Origin of the sequence: Kaistia defluvii (assembly GCF_026343955.1) — a bacterium.
Lineage (GTDB): Bacteria > Pseudomonadota > Alphaproteobacteria > Rhizobiales > Kaistiaceae > Kaistia > Kaistia defluvii.
Map to the genome: position 1 here is coordinate 1 of NZ_JAPKNI010000016.1, position 19,914 is coordinate 19,914.

At 62.7% G+C, this 19,914-nt stretch carries 15 protein-coding genes and 1 tRNA gene; all 16 read right to left on the reverse strand.

The annotated features are described in order from the left end of the window. A partial coding sequence (locus tag OSH10_RS22510; protein ID WP_266334807.1) for an elongation factor Tu occupies nt 1-755 on the reverse strand: 755 nt, incomplete at its 3' end. A 51-nt stretch (nt 756-806) separates the two neighbouring features. Next, entirely contained in the window at nt 807-2,882 is a 2,076-nt protein-coding gene (gene fusA, locus OSH10_RS22515) for an elongation factor G (protein ID WP_266334954.1), read from the reverse strand. Nucleotides 2,883-2,905: 23 nt separating this feature from the next. Further along, a complete protein-coding gene (rpsG, locus tag OSH10_RS22520) occupies nt 2,906-3,376 on the reverse strand; it encodes a 30S ribosomal protein S7 (RefSeq protein ID WP_018184665.1) in 471 nt (156 codons plus the stop codon). A gap of 15 nt (nt 3,377-3,391) precedes the next feature. Beyond that, the gene (rpsL, locus tag OSH10_RS22525) at nt 3,392-3,763 is read right to left on the reverse strand and encodes a 30S ribosomal protein S12 (protein ID WP_018184664.1); all 372 of its coding nucleotides are present in this window, start codon (nt 3,761-3,763) and stop codon (nt 3,392-3,394) included. Between the two features lie 444 nt (nt 3,764-4,207). After that, nucleotides 4,208-4,642, reverse strand: coding sequence for a cupin domain-containing protein (locus OSH10_RS22530; protein WP_266334958.1), 435 nt, complete (start codon nt 4,640-4,642; stop codon nt 4,208-4,210). A gap of 161 nt (nt 4,643-4,803) precedes the next feature. Further along, nucleotides 4,804-6,138, reverse strand: a complete 1,335-nt coding sequence (locus OSH10_RS22535; RefSeq protein ID WP_266334960.1) for an esterase-like activity of phytase family protein — start codon at nt 6,136-6,138, stop codon at nt 4,804-4,806. A 119-nt stretch (nt 6,139-6,257) separates the two neighbouring features. Beyond that, entirely contained in the window at nt 6,258-7,529 is a 1,272-nt protein-coding gene (locus tag OSH10_RS22540) for an alpha/beta hydrolase (RefSeq protein ID WP_266334962.1), read from the reverse strand. 207 nt (nt 7,530-7,736) lie between these two features. Next, nucleotides 7,737-11,972 carry a DNA-directed RNA polymerase subunit beta' gene (rpoC, locus tag OSH10_RS22545; protein WP_266334964.1) on the reverse strand — a complete coding sequence of 1,412 codons (4,236 nt, stop codon included), beginning with the start codon at nt 11,970-11,972 and terminating at the stop codon, nt 7,737-7,739. 95 nt (nt 11,973-12,067) lie between these two features. Next, complete coding sequence (gene rpoB, locus OSH10_RS22550; protein ID WP_266334966.1) at nt 12,068-16,204, reverse strand: DNA-directed RNA polymerase subunit beta; 4,137 nt, start codon at nt 16,202-16,204, stop codon at nt 12,068-12,070. A gap of 141 nt (nt 16,205-16,345) precedes the next feature. Then, nucleotides 16,346-16,720: a 50S ribosomal protein L7/L12 gene (rplL, locus tag OSH10_RS22555; RefSeq protein ID WP_266334968.1), complete on the reverse strand. Its 375-nt coding sequence runs from the start codon at nt 16,718-16,720 to the stop codon at nt 16,346-16,348. Nucleotides 16,721-16,765: 45 nt separating this feature from the next. Beyond that, a complete protein-coding gene (gene rplJ, locus OSH10_RS22560; protein ID WP_266334970.1) occupies nt 16,766-17,284 on the reverse strand; it encodes a 50S ribosomal protein L10 in 519 nt (172 codons plus the stop codon). A 299-nt stretch (nt 17,285-17,583) separates the two neighbouring features. Next, the gene (gene rplA, locus OSH10_RS22565) at nt 17,584-18,282 is read right to left on the reverse strand and encodes a 50S ribosomal protein L1 (protein ID WP_266334972.1); all 699 of its coding nucleotides are present in this window, start codon (nt 18,280-18,282) and stop codon (nt 17,584-17,586) included. Between the two features lie 2 nt (nt 18,283-18,284). After that, nucleotides 18,285-18,716 carry a 50S ribosomal protein L11 gene (gene rplK, locus OSH10_RS22570; protein WP_266334974.1) on the reverse strand — a complete coding sequence of 144 codons (432 nt, stop codon included), beginning with the start codon at nt 18,714-18,716 and terminating at the stop codon, nt 18,285-18,287. Between the two features lie 140 nt (nt 18,717-18,856). After that, nucleotides 18,857-19,387: a transcription termination/antitermination protein NusG gene (gene nusG / locus OSH10_RS22575; RefSeq protein ID WP_266334976.1), complete on the reverse strand. Its 531-nt coding sequence runs from the start codon at nt 19,385-19,387 to the stop codon at nt 18,857-18,859. Nucleotides 19,388-19,402: 15 nt separating this feature from the next. Then, on the reverse strand, nt 19,403-19,603 hold the full coding sequence (secE, locus tag OSH10_RS22580) for a preprotein translocase subunit SecE (RefSeq protein ID WP_266334978.1): 201 nt from the start codon (nt 19,601-19,603) through the stop codon (nt 19,403-19,405). A gap of 97 nt (nt 19,604-19,700) precedes the next feature. Continuing rightward, a tRNA-Trp gene (locus OSH10_RS22585) sits at nt 19,701-19,776 on the reverse strand. Nucleotides 19,777-19,914 lie beyond the last annotated feature (138 nt).

Below are 19,914 nucleotides of genomic sequence, written 5' to 3' on the forward strand. Positions count from 1 at the left end.
GGGCGGATGCCGACGATCTCGACTTCCTCGCCGACCTTAACGATGCCGCGCTCGACGCGGCCGGTCACGACCGTGCCGCGGCCCGAGATCGAGAACACGTCTTCGATCGGCATCAGGAACGGCAGGTCAACCGGACGCTCCGGCTGCGGGATGTAGGCGTCGACGGCGGTCATCAGCTCGAGGATCGCGTCTTCGCCGAGCTTGGCGTCGCCATCCTGCAGGGCCACGACGGCCGAACCCTTGATGATCGGAATGTCGTCGCCCGGGAAGTCGTAGGACGACAGCAGCTCGCGAACCTCGAGCTCGACCAGCTCGAGCAGTTCCGGATCGTCGACCAGGTCGCACTTGTTCAGGAACACGACGAGGGCGGGGACGCCGACCTGACGGGCGAGCAGGATGTGCTCGCGGGTCTGGGGCATCGGGCCGTCGGCGGCCGACACGACCAGGATCGCGCCGTCCATCTGGGCCGCGCCGGTGATCATGTTCTTCACATAATCGGCGTGGCCGGGGCAGTCGACGTGGGCGTAGTGGCGGTTCTGCGTCTCGTACTCGACGTGCGCCGTCGAGATCGTGATGCCGCGAGCGCGCTCCTCGGGAGCCGCATCGATCTGATCATAAGCCTTGAACGTAGCGCCACCGGTCTTCGCAAGGACCTTGGTGATGGCTGCGGTCAGCGAGGTCTTGCCGTGGTCAACATGGCCGATCGTGCCAATGTTGCAATGCGGCTTATTGCGTTGGAATTTTTCTTTTGCCATCGGACTTCTCCGTCTCGTCTATCAGCAGGTTCAGTTTCGCGTCGTAAAGGTCTAGGCGTACTTCGCCTGGACCTCCTGAGCGACGGCCTGCGGGACCTGCTCATAATGATCAAACTGCATCGTGTAGCTCGCGCGGCCCTGGCTCATGGAGCGCAGGTTGTTCACGTAGGAGAACATGTTGGCGAGCGGGACGAAGGCCGTGATGACATTTGCGTTGCCGCGCATGTCCTGGCCCTGGATCTGGCCACGGCGCGAATTCAGATCGCCGATAACCGAACCCACATACTCTTCCGGCGAAACGACTTCGACCTTCATGACGGGCTCGAGGAGGGCCGGATTGGCCTTCATGAGTCCTTCGCGAAGAGCCGCACGGGACGCGATTTCAAACGCGATCGCCGAGGAGTCGACTTCGTGATAGGCGCCGTCGATCAGCGAGACCTTGACGTCCACGACCGGGAAGCCCGCGATCGGGCCGGAGGTCATGACCGAGTTCAGGCCCTTTTCGACGCCGGGGACGTATTCCTTGGGAACCACGCCGCCGATGATCTTGTTTTCGAAGCTGTAACCGGCACCGATCTCGCTCGGCTCGATGACGAACTTGACGCGGGCGAACTGGCCCGTACCGCCGGTCTGCTTCTTGTGGGTGTAGTCGATTTCCGTCGTCTTGCGGATGGTCTCGCGATAAGCCACCTGCGGAGCGCCGACATTCACGTTGATGTTGTACGGCGCACGACGAAGGATATCGATCTTGATGTCGAGGTGAAGCTCGCCCATCCCCTTGATGATCGTCTGGCCGGACTCGCTGTCCGTCGAGACGCGGAAGGACGGATCCTCGGAAGCGAGCTTCTGCAGCGCAGTGCCCAGCTTCTCCTGGTCGGCCTTCGAAGCCACTTCCACCGACATCTCGATGACCGGCTCGGGGAACTCCATCTTCTCCAGGATGATCGGAGAAGCGGGGTCGCAGAGCGTGTCGCCGGTGCGGGTTTCCTTCAGACCAACCAGTGCGATGATGTCGCCGGCGTAAGCCACGTCGATATCTTCACGCGAATTGGCATGCATCGCGACCATGCGGCCGATGCGCTCCTTCTTCTCCTTCGTGGAGTTGAGGAGCGTGGTGCCCTTGTTCAGGACGCCGGAATAGATGCGGGCGAAGGTCAGGATGCCGAACGGGTCTTCAATGATCTTGAAGGCCAGCATGGCAAGCGGCTCGTCGTCGGTCGAGTGACGCTCGACTTCCAGCTCGGTCTTGACGTCGATACCCTTGGTCGGCGGCACATCGACCGGCGACGGGAGGTAGTCGACAACCGCGTCGAGCAGGGTCTGAACGCCCTTGTTCTTGAAGGACGAACCGCACAGGACCGGGAACCAGCTCGAATGCAGCACAGCCTTGCGGATCAGCGCCTTAAGGGTCGCCAGGTCCGGCTCGTTGCCTTCGAGATAGGCTTCCATTGCGGTGTCGTCGAGTTCGACGGCAGCTTCGATGAGGTTGGCGCGAGCGGCCTGGGCCTTCTCGAGCAGATCCGCAGGGATCTCGACTTCCTCGTACATCGCGCCGAGGCTTTCGTCATTCCAGACGGCGGCCTTCATGGTCACCAGGTTGACGATGCCCTTGAAGTCGCTCTCGGCGCCGATCGGCAGCTGGATCGGAACGGGGCGAGCGCCGAGGCGCTGCTTGATGTCCGCGATGCACATGTCGAAATTGGCGCCGGTCTTGTCCATCTTGTTACAGAAGACAATGCGCGGAACGTGGTACTTGTCGCCCTGACGCCAGACGGTTTCCGTCTGCGGCTCGACGCCCTGGTTGGAGTCGAGGACGCAAACGGCGCCGTCGAGCACACGCAGCGAACGCTCGACTTCGATCGTGAAGTCAACGTGGCCGGGCGTGTCGATGATGTTCAGGCGCTTGCCGTTCCAGAACGTCGTGGTCGCGGCAGAGGTAATCGTGATGCCACGCTCCTGCTCCTGCTCCATGTAGTCCATGGTGGCAGCGCCGTCGTGGACTTCGCCGATCTTATGGCTCTTGCCCGAATAGTACAGAATCCGCTCGGTCGTCGTCGTCTTGCCCGCGTCGATGTGGGCCATGATTCCGAAGTTGCGGTAGTCTTCGATCTTATGCGTGCGGGCCATAATGGTCTGCCTTTGTCCGATCGTTACCAGCGATAGTGCGAGAATGCGCGGTTGGCTTCCGCCATCCGGTGCGTGTCTTCGCGCTTCTTCACGGCATTGCCGCGGCTGTTCGAGGCGTCGAGCAGCTCGCCGGACAGACGCTCGATCATCGTCTTCTCGTTGCGGCCACGGGCCGCGGTGAGGAGCCAACGAATGGCGAGGGCCTGGCGACGGTCCGTACGAACCTCGACGGGAACCTGATAGGTTGCACCACCAACGCGACGCGAACGCACTTCGATGTGCGGGGCGACGTTGTCCAGAGCCTGGCGGAACACCACGACGGGCTCCTGCTTGGTACGGTTCTGGATGATGTCGAAGGCACCGTAAACGATGCTCTCGGCAACCGACTTCTTGCCGTCATACATGACAGCATTCATGAACTTGGTGACGACGATATCGCCGAACTTGGGGTCCGGGATGATCTCGCGCTTTTCTGCACTATGGCGACGGGACATTGATCCTGTTCCCTATTACTTCGGACGCTTCGCGCCGTACTTGGAACGACGCTGCTTACGGCCCTTGACACCCTGGGTATCGAGCACGCCGCGCAGGATGTGGTAGCGCACGCCCGGCAGATCCTTGACGCGGCCGCCACGGATCATGACGACAGAGTGCTCCTGCAGGTTGTGGCCTTCGCCCGGGATGTAGCCAATGACTTCAAAGCCATTGGTCAGGCGAACCTTCGCGACCTTACGAAGGGCCGAGTTCGGCTTCTTCGGCGTGGTCGTATAGACGCGAGTGCAAACGCCGCGCTTCTGCGGGTTCTCCTGCAGCGCCGGAACCTTGTTCCGCTTTGCCGGCGCTTGACGCGGCTTGCGGATGAGCTGGTTAATTGTCGGCATGCTTCGCCTTTCAGCTAGCCTACGGTTCTGTTTCTGTCTTCCGCTCTTCGCACCTTCGCCACGGCCGATTGACCATGAACAAAGAGCGCCCGGACCGCTTACCGCGGAGGCGCTACGAAAAGCAGAGGATCACGGCGGTTGCCGCGATCGTGCGTGTCGTTCTTAACTCTTGTTTCGATTCGGACAGCGTTTAAGTCTGAACTCCGCGACGTGGCGCCGCTGGAAAAACTGAACTTACCGCCTGCCTGAAAGCTTGCGGAACCTACTTATTCGGATGGTTCCAGTCAACCCCTGCGCGGGGTTCTTTTCAAAGCGCCCCGGCGCGCAAGGATTCCCCAAACCGCGCCAGCGGCAGGACATTTTCGGAGCGATCGGCAGTCATTCACGAAAGATTGTTACCGGGCCGATCCTGCGGGTCGCCAGCGGGGCGGGAATCGCCCCGACTCACTCCGGGGCGGCCGTTCGCGTCGAGAACGGCATTCCTTTCTGACCGGTTACGATCATCAGGATTCGCACGGTTTCGTCACCAACGACTCGGCCGTTATGGCGGTGATCGACCATTTCCGCAAACGAATCTCCGGCTTTGAAGATTCGCGTTGCCCCGCCCTCGCTGTCCACCTCGATCGTCCCAGCCAGAATGTAGGCATAGGCCGGCACCGGATGGGTGTGCCAGCCCGTCTCGCCGCCGGCCGGGATCTCGACGATCAGGCTCTGCACTTCCGGATCGGGGACATCCGGGTAGCGGATCGGATCGCCGCTTGTCGTCGTGGTCGTCTGCAGGATGCGTTTCACCTTGACGGAGGGCTTGTAGCTCTCCTCGGCGAATGCGCTGGCGGTCGCGAGCGTCGCGCCGAGCGCGATCAGTGTCAGCAGTTTCATCCTGGCCCCTCCCCGGGCGCGCGCCGTCGAGCGCGACGTCGTGCCGGCCCTGCCCGGGGCCGGCCTTCCTCGACGTCATTGCTAGAGAGTTCCACGCCAAAGGAAAAGGGCCGCCGGGAGGCGACCCTTCATCATGATGAACGCCTGGCACCCGCCGGGCGCTATTCGGCCTTCAGGAAGTCACCGACCTCGAGCACGACGAACTCGTTGTTGTCGGCCTTGCCCTTCGCCCGGCCGACCGAGAACGGGAAGTTGTTGTCGTCGGCCACGATGATATGCGTGTCATCGATCCGGTCGACATTCTCGATCGTCTCGAACGGGAAGGTGAAGACGCCATCCTTCGAACCGGCGCGCGCGACCGCGTTGGGATCGCGGATATTCATCAGGTCGATGAAGGCGACCTTGCGCACGACACCGTCGGCATCGGTCTTGGAGAGATCGACCAGGTAGATGCGCTTGAACTTGGCCGGGGTCTCGGCCCAACCCTCGCGGGCATCGCCCTGCCCGCCATCGCGCTCGATCACGAGCGCCCGGTTGGCATCGATCATGTTGAAATCGCCGATCGCGTTGCCAAAATCCTCGAGCGGATAATAGCGGACGGTGTCGGCGAAGGCCTTCGACGCAATGTCGAAATCGAAGATCGGCAGCACGGACTTGCCGCCCTTCTCGACATACTTGCCGGCCTTGGCGTCCCAGGGCGCGCCTTCCAGCATGGGATGCAGCGTCTTGCCGTCCGCCGAGAGCGCCATGCCTTCAAAACCCTTGGAGCGGCGCACGTTGAATTCTGGCATCGGCTTGTCCGGCCCAGCGGGCATGACGACCGCGTAGTTGTCGGGGCTGCGATAGGTCACGCCGGCGACGACGGTCTCCTTCAGGCCGAGCACTGTGCCATCGGCATCCACCTCGACCAGGTAGGGTCCGAATTCATCGCCGATCCAGAAATGGTCGCCGACCTTCTGGATGCTCTCCGGATCGAAGTCGGCGCCGGTGAGATAGCGGGCATCCGTATTCTCATTGACCACCCGGAACGGCACGACGCGGTTCGGGTCCTTGACGAAGACCGTCCTGACGATCTCGACACGGCCCGTCTTCCAGTCCGGCTTGACGATGTGGAACATGATCATCGCGTCGGCGGAATTCGCCTTGGCGCCAAAGCCATTGTCGGTCAGCACCACATAGGTCCCGTCACCGAGCGCGCGGATGCCGGAGAAGCCCTGTACGGGCTGACCGGCGAACGGACGGGCCAGTCCGGTCTTTTCGTCGAAGATGGAATAGAGACGATCGAAGCGGCGGCCGAAGTCGGCTCCCGTGCCGGTGTAGCGACCGGACGTGTTGAGCGTCGCGGGCGTGTCGGCGGGCGGAACCGCGAAGCTCTCCGCCGGCAGGACGGCGTGCTGGCTCAGCACGGCATCGAACCGCGTGGGCTCGGCTGCGGCAGCGCTCGCCGCCGTGGCGATAAGCGAGAGGCCGGCAAGGAAAAGCTGGCGAAGCGACATGGACGAATCTCCGTTCTGGATGACGGAGTTCTCCTAGGCGGCGCATGTCTCAGCCGAGCGACAGCGCCATGTCGGCTCGATGACAGGCCGCGGGAACACCCGAGGCCCGGATCTCATGCCTAATAGGCAACCCCGCTGCTCGGGCGCAGCAGCGCGCCCGTGGAGGCGGCATTGTCCGACAGGGAACTGCCGAGCGCGCGGATCTGGTCGTCATAGGTGTCGCGGGTATCGGGGTCGATGATCGCGACCGGGGCCGTCACGATCAGCCCGGCGGCCGCGCCGACACTGGCAGCCGCTCCACTCGTCACCGCAACCAGCTTGTCGCCAAATGCCGACTTCGAGTCCGTCATGGTCTGGCCTTCGGCCAGTCGTGCCCCGATCAGCCGCACGACTTCAGGGCTCGCGGCGAACTTCGCATGGTTGAGGCGGTCATCGGTGCGCAGCTTGGTCAGATCGATGACCGTGATCCGGTCCTGCTGCATCTCGGACGCAAACGGCTCCTGCGCGACGTTGATCTGGCCCAGGCGCTCGACATTGCCCCAGACGCGCCGGGACACCTGCAGCGCGCGATCGTCCTGCGAGACAAAGAGCGTGACATTGGGACCGGCAGCACCGATATCCGCCATCTGACGGCGGAAGACATCGACGTCGACATCCGGCGCGGCCAGCATGACGTTCTTGATCTTCGGCGCAATGCGCTTGTCGCGGATCGCCATCTGGCGGAGCGCTTCCAGCGTCACCCAATTGCCCATCGAGTGGGCCAGGATCGACACTTCGTCCACATTGGGGTCCGACGCGACCGTCTTCAGCAGCAGTTCGAGCGCATCCCGCGAATAGTTGTTGCTTTCGCGGTCATAGCCATAGGCGAAGACGCTGCCGCGCGACGGCCAGGTGAACAGGATCGGCACCACGTCCGAATCCGAATCATGCACGATCTGCGCAAAGCGGTAGACGGCATCTTCGAAGCGGTTGTTGAAGCCATGGATGAAGATGAGGGCCTGGCGCTTTGGCGTCGCCTTGATGCGCTTGTTGAACCAGGTGCGGGCCTGCGCCAGGTCCATGTCCTGGGCCTTGACCGTCACGAAGTCCGTCGCGGGATTGCCGGGAAGCTTCTTGGGCCACTGCACGTCCCCCTTCTTCCGGACCGAATCCGGCGGGATCGAGACGACGATGTTGGCAAAATCGATGGCCCGGCCGCGTTCGCCCGTGAACATCTGGCCAGGGACGGTGGAGCGCTGGCGCGTGGTCGCCACCGCCATGTCGACCGTGGTGCTGCCGGGAACGGGCGCCGTGATCGACACCGGAAGCAGCACGTCCTTCGGGCGACCGCCGCAGCCCGCGAGCAATCCGACAAGAACCAGGCTCGTGACACCGGTCCGGACGAGAACCATCAGGCTACGCAAATCGACCCACCCCCGAAAAGCACGGCTGCCCTGGCAATCCCAGACCAGGCCCCCGCCACCGCATCATCCTAGCCTATCCCGCGTGCAAGTTTCATGTCCCTGCCCCACGGGACGAAACAAACTTCGGGAGCGCGGCTTCTGCGCCACGAAAAAGGCCGCCCGAAGGCGGCCTTTTCCATTCCTGGACCGAGCGGACTACTCGGCCGCGTTGGTCAGATCGCCGAGCAGGCCCGCCGGTGCCGGCGCAGGCTGCGAAGCTGCCGAGGAACGGCGACGCTCCTCGAGGATCAGATCGTCGCGCTTGGTCGCGATCTCGCGGATACGGCCCATCGTTCCACCGGTACCCGCCGGGATCAGGCGGCCGACGATGATGTTCTCCTTGAGACCCTCGAGCGGATCGACCTTGCCGTTGACGGCCGCCTCGGTGAGGACGCGGGTCGTCTCCTGGAAGGACGCTGCCGAGAAGAACGAACGCGTCTGCAGGCTGGCCTTGGTGATGCCGAGCAAGACCGGGTTGCCGGAAGCAGGCTTCTTGCCCTCGGCCTTGGCCTTCTCGTTCACCACGTCGAACTCCAGGCGATCGATCTGCTCGCCGTTGAAGAACTCCGTCTCGCCGGCATCATAGACCTCGACCTTCTGCAGCATCTGGCGAACGATCACCTCGATGTGCTTGTCGTTGATCTGCACGCCCTGCAGGCGATAGACGTCCTGGATCTCGTTGACGAGGTAGGCCGCGAGTGCCTCCACGCCCTTGATCGCCAGGATGTCATGCGGCGCAGGGTTGCCGTCCATGATGTAGTCGCCCTTCTCCACGGCATCGCCTTCTTGGAGATGGAACGGCTTGCCCTTCGGGATCAGGTACTCGATCGGCTCCAGCAGCTCGCCATCCAGGCCGACCGAACCCTCGACCGGCTCGACGATGACGCGACGCTTGTTCTTGTAGTCGCGGCCGAAACGGATCGTGCCGTCCATCTCCGCGATGATCGCGTGATCCTTCGGACGACGGGCCTCGAACAGCTCCGCCACGCGCGGCAGACCGCCCGTGATGTCGCGCGTCTTGGCGCCTTCCGTGGGAATACGCGCCAGCACGTCGCCGGCGTGAACCGTCGAACCGGGATCGACCGACAGAATGGTCTCGACCGACAGCATGTACCGGGCTTCACCGCCACGGGCCAGCTTGAGGATCTTGCCGTCCTTGCCCTTGATCACGATCGCCGGCTTCAGATCGCCGCCGCGCGGGTTGGCACGCCAGTCGATGACGACGCGCTTGGTGATGCCGGTCGCCTCGTCGGCCGTTTCCACGACCGAGATGCCTTCGACCATGTCTTCGTAGCCGACGATACCCGAGACTTCCGTCAGAACCGGACGGGTGTAGGGGTCCCACTCGGCCAGGCGCTGGCCGCGCTTGACCTGGTCACCCTCGTCGACGTGAACGCGCGAACCGTAGGTGACGCGGTTGACCGCGCGCTCCGTGCCGTCCTTGTCGACGATGACGATCGCCATGTTGCGGCCGAGAGCCACCAGCTTGCCGCCGGAGTCGCGGACCACGTTGCGGTTGCGCATCGTGACCGTGCCTTCGAAGCTCGACTCGATGAAGGACGAGTCGACCACCTGTGCCGTGCCACCGATGTGGAACGTGCGCATGGTGAGCTGCGTGCCGGGCTCGCCGATGGACTGGGCCGCGATAACGCCGACGGCCTCGCCCATGTTGACGGTCGTGCCACGCGCCAGATCGCGACCGTAGCAGGCCGCGCAGACGCCGATCTTGGTGTCGCAGGTCAGCACCGAGCGGATCTTGACCGCCTGGACGCCAGCCTTCTCGACCCGATCGACATCCTTCTCGACAATCAGATGACCGGCCGGAACCAGCACTTCGCCGGTCGCGCCCGAAACGATGTCCTCGGCAGCCGTACGGCCGAGAATCCGCAGGCCGAGCGACGCGACAACCTGGCCGCTGTCGATCACCGCCTGCATCTTCAGGCCGTTCGTCGTGCCGCAATCCTGCGCGATGATGATGCAGTCCTGCGCCACGTCGACGAGACGACGCGTCAGATAGCCCGAGTTCGCGGTCTTCAGGGCGGTGTCGGCCAGACCCTTACGGGCACCGTGGGTCGAGTTGAAGTACTCGAGAACGGTCAGGCCTTCCTTGAAGTTCGAGATGATCGGGTTTTCGATGATCTCGCCCGACGGCTTGGTCATCAGGCCGCGCATGCCGGCCAGCTGCTTCATCTGGGTCGGCGAACCACGGGCACCCGAGTGGCTCATCATGTAGACCGAGTTCATCGGCTTCTGACGGCCGGTTTCCGCGTCGTGGTGAACGGCGGAAATGCCCTTCATCATCTCGGCGGCGACCGCGTCACCACACTTGGCCCAAGCGTCGACGACCTTGTTGTACTTCTCACCGAAGGTGATCAGGCCGTCATTGTACTGCTGCTCGTAGTCCTTCGCGAGCGCCTGCGTCTCCTCGACCAGCTTGGCCTTGGTCGGCGGGATGACCATGTCGTCCTTGCCGAACGAGATGCCGGCACGGCAGGCTTCGCGGAAGCCGAGCGCCATGATGCGGTCGCAGAAAATGACCGTCTCCTTCTGACCGCAATGGCGGTAGACGGCGTCGATCGTGTTCGAGACTTCCTTCTTGGTCATCAGCTTGTTGACGACGTCGAAGGGCAGGTTGTGGTGCTTCGGCAGCAATTCGCCGATCAGCAGGCGACCCGGGGTGGTGTCGTAGATCTTCGACGTGACGTTGCCGTCCGCGTCGACGCCACGATAGCGCCCCTTGATCTTGGTGTGCAGCGTGATCGCCTTGGCGGCCAGCGCATGCTCGATCTCGGCGATCGAGCTCAGCAGCATGCCCTCGCCCGGCTCCTTGTCTGCCATGATCGACAGATAATAGAGACCGAGGACAATGTCCTGCGACGGCACGATGATCGGCTGGCCGTTCGCGGGATGCAGGATGTTGTTGGTCGACATCATCAGCACGCGCGCTTCCAGCTGCGCTTCGAGCGACAGCGGAACGTGCACGGCCATCTGGTCGCCGTCGAAGTCGGCGTTGAAGGCCGAGCAGACGAGCGGATGCAGTTGGATCGCCTTGCCCTCGATCAGCACGGGCTCGAAAGCCTGGATGCCGAGGCGGTGGAGCGTCGGGGCGCGGTTCAGCAGGATCGGATGCTCGCGGATAACCTCGTCCAGGATATCCCAGACTTCCGGCTTTTCCTTCTCGACGAGCTTCTTCGCCTGCTTGACCGTGGACGAGAAGCCCTTCGCGTCAAGACGCGAATAGATGAACGGCTTGAACAGCTCGAGCGCCATCTTCTTCGGCAGGCCGCACTGGTGCAGCTTCATTTCCGGACCAACCACGATCACGGAACGGCCGGAGTAGTCGACGCGCTTGCCGAGCAGGTTCTGGCGGAAACGGCCCTGCTTGCCCTTCAGCATGTCGGAGAGCGACTTCAGCGGACGCTTGTTGGCGCCGGTGATGACGCGGCCGCGACGGCCGTTGTCGAACAGCGCATCGACCGCTTCCTGAAGCATGCGCTTCTCGTTGCGGATGATGATGTCCGGGGCGCGCAGTTCGATCAGCCGCTTCAGACGGTTGTTGCGGTTGATGACGCGGCGGTACAGGTCGTTCAGGTCGGAGGTCGCGAAGCGGCCGCCGTCGAGGGGAACGAGCGGGCGCAGATCCGGCGGGATGACCGGGATGACCGTCATGATCATCCATTCCGGGCGGTTGCCGGACTCGATGAACGCCTCGACCAGCTTCAGGCGCTTGCCGAGCTTCTTCGGCTTCAGCTCCGAGGTCGAGGTCGCGATCTCTTCGCGCAGATCGACGGCGAGCTTCGGCAGGTCGAGCGCCATCATCATCTCGCGGATGGCTTCCGCGCCGATCAGAGCGGTGAACGAGTCATCGCCATATTCGTCCTGGGCGCGCAGGTACTCTTCCTCGGAAAGCAGCTGACGCTCCTTCAGAGGGGTGAGGCCCGGCTCGATGACGACGTAGTTCTCGAAATACAGGATCCGCTCGAGATCTTTCAGCGTCATGTCCATCAGCATGCCGATACGCGACGGCAGCGACTTCAGGAACCAGATGTGAGCGACGGGCGCTGCGAGCTCGATGTGACCCATGCGGTCACGCCGAACGCGGGCGAGCGTGACTTCCACGCCGCACTTCTCGCAGATGATGCCCTTGTACTTCATGCGCTTGTACTTACCGCACAGGCACTCGTAATCCTTGATCGGTCCGAAAATGCGCGCGCAGAACAGGCCGTCGCGCTCGGGCTTGAACGTACGGTAGTTGATCGTTTCCGGCTTCTTGATCTCACCGTACGACCAGGACAGAATCTTCTCAGGGCTCGCAATGTGGATGCGGATCTGATCGAAATTCTGTGCCGGCTGCGCCAGCGGATTGAAGATGTTCGCGACTTCTTGATTCATCGCCGATCTCCTTCGATGCCGGTGGCCGGTCGAGGATCACCCTCTACCGGAACACCGCATGTAAACTGAATGGGCCTATCGGAAACCGCGGCGGATTATTCCGCCGCGTCCGGAAGCCTTGCGTTCGCCTCGGCGTCCAAGGCCTTCTTGGACTGATTGAGCTCGACGTCGAGCCCGAGGGACCGCATTTCCTTGACCAGCACGTTGAACGATTCCGGAATACCGGCCTCGAACGTGTCATCGCCGCGGACAATCGCCTCATAGACCTTGGTACGGCCGGCCACGTCGTCGGACTTCACGGTCAGCATTTCCTGCAGCGTGTAGGCGGCGCCATAGGCCTCGAGAGCCCAGACCTCCATCTCGCCGAAGCGCTGGCCACCGAACTGTGCCTTGCCACCCAGCGGCTGCTGCGTGACGAGCGAGTACGGGCCGATCGAACGGGCGTGGATCTTGTCATCGACCAGGTGGTGCAGCTTGAGCATGTAGATGTAGCCCACTGTCACCTTGCGGTCGAATGCCTCGCCCGTACGTCCGTCATACAGAACCGACTGGCCGGAGTCGTGAAGACCCGCCTCCTCCAGCATCTCGACGATGTCCGGCTCACGCGCACCGTCAAAGACCGGCGTCGCAATCGAGACGCCCTTCTTCAGGTGTTCGCTCATCCGGATGACCGAGGCATCGTCCAGTTCCGCAACCGGCTGATCCTTCGGACCGTTATAGATGCCGTCGAGGGTGAGGCGGAGCGGCTTGACGTCGCCCGACTTCTTGTAGTCCTCGAGCATCTTGCCGATCTTCAGACCCATGCCGGCGCAAGCCCAGCCCAGATGCGTCTCCAGGATCTGGCCGACATTCATGCGGCTCGGCACGCCGAGCGGATTGAGCACGATGTCGACATGCGTGCCGTCCTCGAGGAACGGCATGTCCTGGATCGGGGTGATCCGCGACACGACGCCCTTGTTGCCGTGACGGCCGGCCATCTTGTCGCCCGGCTGGATCTTGCGCTTCACCGCGACGAAGACCTTGACCATCTTCATCACGCCCGGAGGCAGCTCGTCGCCGCGCTGCAGCTTCTCGACCTTGTCGATGAAGCGCTTCTCCAGCCGCTTGCGGCTTTCGTCGTAGGAACCGCGCAGAGCCTCGATCTCGCCCATGACCTTTTCGTCGGCGAAAGCGAACTGCCACCACTGCGACCGCGGATACTCCTCGATGACATCGCGCGTCAGCACGGTGTCCTTCTTGAAGTTCTTCGGGCCGCTGGAAGCGGTCTTGCCGTCGAACATATCGACCAGACGGCCATAGACGTTCCGGTCCAGGATGGCCTGCTCGTCGTCACGGTCCTTGGCGAGACGCTCGATCTCTTCGCGCTCGATCGCCATCGCGCGCTCGTCCTTCTCCACGCCATGGCGGTTGAAGACGCGCACTTCCACGATCGTGCCGGTCACGCCCGGCGGAACGCGGAGCGAGGTATCGCGAACGTCGGAAGCCTTTTCACCGAAGATGGCGCGCAGAAGCTTCTCTTCCGGCGTCATCGGGCTTTCGCCCTTCGGCGTGATCTTGCCGCAGAGGATGTCGCCCGGCTGCACGTCCGCGCCGATATAGACGATGCCGGCTTCGTCGAGGTTCTTCAGCGCTTCTTCCGAAACGTTCGGAATGTCGCGCGTGATTTCTTCCGGACCGAGCTTGGTGTCGCGCGCCATGACCTCGAACTCCTCGATATGGATCGAGGTGAAGACGTCATCCGACACGATGCGCTCGGACAGGAGGATCGAGTCCTCGAAGTTGTAGCCGTTCCAGGGCATGAACGCGACGAGCACGTTCCGGCCAAGCGCCAGATCACCGAGATCCGTCGACGGGCCATCCGCCAGGATGTCGCCCTTGCCGACGCGATCCCCCACGCGGACAAGCGGCCGCTGGTTGATGCAGGTCGACTGGTTCGAACGCTGGAACTTCATCAGACGATAGATATCGACACCCGACTTCGAAGGATCAAGATCCTCCGTCGCACGAATAACGATACGCGTCGCATCGACCTGGTCGACGATGCCGCCGCGACGAGCCGCGATGGCAGCGCCCGAATCACGGGCAACGACGGCTTCCATGCCGGTACCGACGAAAGGCGCCTCGGCGCGGACGAGCGGCACCGCCTGACGCATCATGTTCGAGCCCATCAGGGCGCGGTTCGCGTCATCGTTCTCGAGGAACGGGATCAGCGAGGCCGCGACCGAAACGAGCTGCTTCGGCGACACGTCCATGAAGTCGACGCGGTCGGACGTGACCATGACGTTTTCGCCCGAATGCCGGCTGATGATCAGGTCTTCGGTCAGCTTGCCGTTCGGATCGAGTTTCACGTTCGCCTGGGCGACGTAGTACTTCGACTCTTCCATCGCCGACAGATAGACGATGTCCATCGTCGCGACGCCGTCCTTGACGCGGCGGTACGGGCTCTCGATGAAGCCGTACTTGTTGACGCGGGCAAACGTCGCGAGCGAGTTGATCAGGCCGATATTCGGGCCTTCCGGCGTCTCGATCGGGCAGATACGGCCGTAATGCGTCGGGTGCACGTCGCGCACCTCGAAGCCGGCGCGCTCGCGCGTCAGACCACCCGGGCCAAGCGCCGAGAGACGGCGCTTGTGGGTGATTTCCGACAGCGGGTTGGTCTGGTCCATGAACTGCGACAGCTGCGACGAGCCGAAGAACTCGCGCACGGCGGCGGCTGCCGGCTTGGCGTTGATCAGATCCTGCGGCATGACGTTGCCGATCTCGACCGACGACATGCGTTCCTTGATCGCGCGCTCCATGCGGAGCAGACCGACGCGGTACTGGTTCTCCATGAGCTCGCCGACCGAACGCACGCGGCGATTGCCGAGATTGTCGATGTCGTCGATTTCGCCCTGGCCGTCGCGCAGTTCGACAAGCGTCTTGATGACCGCGAGAATGTCCTCCTTGCGGAGCACGCGCACGGTATCCTCGGCCGTCAGGTCGAGGCGCATGTTCATCTTGACGCGGCCGACGGCCGACAGATCGTAGCGCTCGCTGTCGAAGAACAGCGACTGGAACATGGCCGTCGCGGTATCGACGGTCGGCGGCTCGCCCGGACGCATGACGCGGTAGATGTCGAACAGCGCGTCTTCACGCGACTCATTCTTGTCCACGGCCAGCGTGTTGCGGATGTAGGCGCCGATATTGATGTGGTCGATATCGAGAACCGTGACTTCGTCGTAGCCGGCCTCGTCCAGGATCTCGAGCAGCTTCTCGCTGATCTCGTCACCGGCCTCGGCGTAGACTTCACCCGTGGTCGGGTTGACGATGTCCTCGGCGATATAGGTGCCGTGCAGGTCCTCGTTGAGAACCTTCAGCGCCTTGACGCCCTTCTCGGCCAGACCGCGCGCGGCGCGGGCCGTCAGCTTCTTGCCGGCCTCGACCACGATCTCGCCGGTGTCGGCGTCGATCAGGTCGATGGCCGCCTTCATGCCCTTCATGCGCGCCGGATCGTAAGGCATGCGCCAGCCGTCGCCGACCTTGGAGTAGACGATCTTCGAATAGAAGGTGTCGAGGATCTCTTCGCCGTCCATGCCGAGCGCGAACATCAGCGACGTCACCGGGATCTTGCGGCGACGGTCGATGCGGGCGTGCACGATGTCCTTGGCGTCGAACTCGATGTCGAGCCAGGAACCGCGATACGGGATGATGCGGGCGGCGAACAGGAGCTTGCCCGACGAATGGGTCTTGCCCTTGTCGTGATCGAAGAAGACGCCCGGCGAGCGGTGCATCTGCGAAACGATCACGCGCTCGGTGCCGTTGACGATGAAGGTGCCGTTGGACGTCATCAGGGGCATTTCGCCCATGTAGACTTCCTGCTCCTTGATGTCCTTGACGGACTTGGCGCCGGTGTCCTCGTCGACATCGAACACGATCAGGCGCAGCGTGACCTTCAGCGGCGCCGAGAAGGTGATGCCGCGCTGGCGGCACTCGTCGACGTCATACTTTGGCGGGTCGAAATCATAGCGGACGAATTCGAGCAACGCCGTATTCGAAAAGTCCGAAATGGGAAATACGGATTTGAAAACGGCCTGCAAACCTTCGTCCGCACGCCCGCCCTTCGCTTCCTCGACCATGAGGAACTGGTCGTAGGACGCCTTCTGAACCTCGATGAGGTTCGGCATCTCGGCAACGTCGCCGATGGACCCAAAGACCTTGCGGATGCGCTTACGACCGGTGAATTCCAGGGCCATGTTCGCTCCTTCTTTACGTTCAAGAACAGCTATCCGGAAAGCCGTATAGCCGCGCTCAGGCGCGGCTCTCTGGATAGCGGTCCTTATGGACCATGATGGAAACCGGCCCCGGCAATCCGGGGCCGGCCGATTGCAATCGACTTACTTGACGTCGACCTTGGCGCCTGCGCCCTCGAGCTGCGTCTTGAGCTTGGCAGCCTCGTCCTTCGAGACGCCTTCCTTGACGGCCTTGGGAGCGGCTTCGACCAGGTCCTTGGCTTCCTTGAGGCCAAGAGCCGTGATCGCGCGGACTTCCTTGATCACGTTGATCTTGTTCGCGCCGGCCTCGACGAGGATGACGTCGAACTCGGTCTTCTCTTCAGCAGCAGCGACCGGGGCAGCGCCACCAGCAGCGGCAACAGCGACCGGAGCCGCAGCCGAAACGCCCCACTTGTCTTCGAGAAGCTTGGAGAGCTCAGCAGCCTCGAGCACGGTCAGGGCGGACAGATCGTCCACAATCTTTGCAAGATCAGCCATTTTATATTCCTGTCAGTTCGAACTTCGTTTGAATGAGAGAACGGCCTACGCCGCTTCATCCTTCTTGGCATAGGCACCGAACACGCGGGCAAGCTGCGCCGCGGGTGCGCTGACGACCGTCGCGATCTTGGTGGCCGGGGCCTGGATCAGGCCGACCAACTTACCGCGCAGTTCATCCAGCGACGGCAGCGTGGCAAGAGCCTTGACGCCGTTCGGATCCAGATTGGTCTTGCCCATCGCGCCGCCGAGAATGACGAGCTTGTCATTCGTCTTGGCGAATTCGGACACGACCTTGGGAGCTGCCACCGGATCGGTCGAGTAAGCGACGATCGTCGGACCTGTGAACAGGTCCGAAATGTGAGCAGATTCCGTGCCTTGAAGGGCGAGCTTGACGAGGCGGTTCTTTGCGACCTTTACGCTGACCCCTGCCACGCGAGCCTTGCCACGAAGGGCGGTGAGCTCGGCGACGGTGAGGCCGGCATAGTGTGCCACGACGACGACATTGGCCTCCTGGAAGACCTCGTTCATCGTCGAGACAAGTTCGCGTTTTTCCGCTCTTTCCACTTGCCTCTCTCCAGTTGGCGGTTGGCCTTACGGCCGGTTCCGCCGGTTACGTATGCTGCGACCAGAGATCCGATCGCAGCGCTGCGTGCCTGTCCCCCAGCCGCTCTTGCGAGCTTCGGGTCAAAGAGGTTCGAACTGATAAGCGGCTTGCGCCGAAAATCCATCTTCCCCCCGTCTATGCAGGAGATTAAGCCGGCGAGCCGGCCCCTGCAGTCTCGGACAGGTATTGGACCAGGCGGAGGGCGAACCCTCCGCCGGCCATCTTGCCGCCCGGAAGACCGGGCGGAGATTCTTGAGCCTTACGCGCCGAGCGTGGTGGCCGGATCGACATGGACGCCGGGGCCCATGGTCGAGGAAACGGCAACCTTCTGAAGGTACGTGCCCTTCGCGCCCGTCGGGCGGGCCTTCTGGACGGCGTCCACGAAAGCCTTGATGTTCTGGACCAGCTTCTCGGTGTCGAAGCTCGCCTTGCCGATGCCGGCATGGATGATACCAGCCTTCTCGACGCGGAACTCGACGGAACCACCCTTGGCGCCGGCGACAGCCGTTGCCACGTCCATGGTCACCGAGCCGACCTTCGGGTTCGGCATCAGGCCGCGCGGGCCGAGCACCTTACCGAGACGGCCGACCAGCGGCATCATGTCCGGGGTCGCGATGCAGCGATCGAAATCGATCGTGCCGCCCTGAACGATCTCGAGCAGATCCTCGGCGCCGACGATATCCGCACCCGCTGCCTTGGCTTCCTCGGCCTTGGCGCCGCGTGCGAAAACCGCGACGCGAACCGTACGGCCGGAACCGTTCGGCAGGTTGCAGACGCCGCGGACCATCTGGTCTGCGTGGCGGGGATCGACGCCGAGATTGAGGGCGACCTCGATCGTCTCGTCGAACTTCGCATTGGCGCGATCCTTGATCAGCGCCACGGCGACGCTGATCGGATAGAGCTTGTTGCGGTCGATGCCCTCGCGGGCGTTGATAACGCGCTTACCGTGCTGAGCCATGATCAGGCAACCACCTCAAGGCCCATAGACCGGGCGGAACCTTCGATCATCCGAGCCGCCGCTTCGATATTCTCGGCGTTCAGATCCTTGAGCTTCTTCGTCGCGATCTCGACGCACTGGGCGTGCGTGACCGAACCGGCAGCGGCGCCCTTGCCCGGCGTCGTCGCGCCCTTGGCAAGGCCGGCGGCCTTCTTCAGAAGGAAGCTCACCGGCGGCGTCTTCATCACGAAGGTGAAGGACTTGTCCTGGTAGTAGGTGATGACCACCGGTACCGGGGAGCCCTTTTCCATTTCCTGGGTCTGCGCGTTGAACGACTTGCAGAATTCCATGATGTTGATGCCACGCTGACCGAGCGCGGGGCCGATCGGCGGCGACGGGGTCGCGGAGGCGGCCTTGACCTGAAGCTTCAGGTAGCCTGCAACTTTCTTTGCCATCTTTATTCCTTTCCATGCCGGCAACCCGCCGACGAGGTGGGTCGATATCGCATCAACCCAATGCCAGCCTCAGCTGGCAGGAATGGCGTGGTGCGGATGGCGACACTTGGCGAGCGCCGCACCCTCCCACGCCCAAACGATCAGAGCTTTTCGACCTGACCGTATTCGAGCTCCACCGGAGTGGCGCGCCCGAAAATCGACACGGCGACCTTGAGCCGCGCGCGGACCTCGTCGACTTCCTCGACAAGGCCATTGAACGAGGCGAACGGGCCGTCCGAAACGCGGACCTGCTCGCCGACCTCGAAACTGACAGACGGCTTCGGCCGCTCCACGCCTTCCTGCACCTGATGGATGATGCGGTTGGCTTCGGCTTCCGAGATCGGCATCGGCCGATTGTCGGAACCGAGGAAGCCCGTCACCTTCGGCGTGTTCTTGATCAGATGATAGGCGTCATCGGTCAGCGCCATCTTCACGAGTACGTAACCCGGGAAGAATTTGCGCTCCGCGTCGATCTTGCGACCGCGGCGAACCTCGACGACCTTCTCGGTCGGAACCAGGATCTCGTCGAAAAGATCGGCCAGGCCACGCTGGCCCGCCTGCTCGCGAATCGACTCCGCGACCTTCTTTTCGAAGTTCGAATAGGCGTGGACAATATACCAGCGTTTATCCAATGAACTGTCCTCCGCCTATCGGCCGAGACCGAGCAGGAACGAAACGCCCCAGCTCAGACCGAAATCGGCAATGGTGAAGAACAGGCTCGCAAGGACGGCCATAACGAAGACCATGACGGTCGTGATCGCGGTTTCGCGACGCGACGGCCAGACGACCTTCGATACCTCCGTGCGTACCTGCTGGAGGAACGTAAATGGATTAGTTTTGGTGGCCATTACCCGCTCACGGCTTGCGGGCGCGCGGACGTCTGTCTGCGCACCCCGCTGGGAAGCGTTACATAGAACCGATCACTCGATTCCTCAAGTAGTAAATTGGCAGGGGCAGTAGGATTCGAACCTACGACCTACGGTTTTGGAGACCGTCGCTCTACCAGCTGAGCTATACCCCTACCGGAGAGAAGGCCTGTTTCCAGCCCTTCTCAGAATCTTCCGGCGTCGTTCCCGCTACTTAGCAGACCCGCGCCGGGCTTGCATCACTTAATGATGCTGGCGACGACGCCGGCGCCGACGGTACGACCGCCTTCACG

Bases quoted from the DNA above. Each gene is read 5' to 3' on its own strand.
- rpoB (WP_266334966.1), bottom strand. From the start codon at position 16,204: ATGGCCCTGGAATTCACCGGTCGTAAGCGCATCCGCAAGGTCTTTGGG.
- OSH10_RS22530 (WP_266334958.1), bottom strand. From the start codon at position 4,642: ATGAAACTGCTGACACTGATCGCGCTCGGCGCGACGCTCGCGACCGCC.
- fusA (WP_266334954.1), bottom strand. From the start codon at position 2,882: ATGGCCCGCACGCATAAGATCGAAGACTACCGCAACTTCGGAATCATG.
- rplK (WP_266334974.1), bottom strand. From the start codon at position 18,716: ATGGCAAAGAAAGTTGCAGGCTACCTGAAGCTTCAGGTCAAGGCCGCC.
- OSH10_RS22535 (WP_266334960.1), bottom strand. From the start codon at position 6,138: ATGTCGCTTCGCCAGCTTTTCCTTGCCGGCCTCTCGCTTATCGCCACG.
- secE (WP_266334978.1), bottom strand. From the start codon at position 19,603: ATGGCCACCAAAACTAATCCATTTACGTTCCTCCAGCAGGTACGCACG.
- rpsL (WP_018184664.1), bottom strand. From the start codon at position 3,763: ATGCCGACAATTAACCAGCTCATCCGCAAGCCGCGTCAAGCGCCGGCA.
- rpoC (WP_266334964.1), bottom strand. From the start codon at position 11,972: ATGAATCAAGAAGTCGCGAACATCTTCAATCCGCTGGCGCAGCCGGCA.
- rpsG (WP_018184665.1), bottom strand. From the start codon at position 3,376: ATGTCCCGTCGCCATAGTGCAGAAAAGCGCGAGATCATCCCGGACCCC.
- OSH10_RS22540 (WP_266334962.1), bottom strand. From the start codon at position 7,529: ATGGTTCTCGTCCGGACCGGTGTCACGAGCCTGGTTCTTGTCGGATTG.
- rplA (WP_266334972.1), bottom strand. From the start codon at position 18,282: ATGGCTCAGCACGGTAAGCGCGTTATCAACGCCCGCGAGGGCATCGAC.
- rplL (WP_266334968.1), bottom strand. From the start codon at position 16,720: ATGGCTGATCTTGCAAAGATTGTGGACGATCTGTCCGCCCTGACCGTG.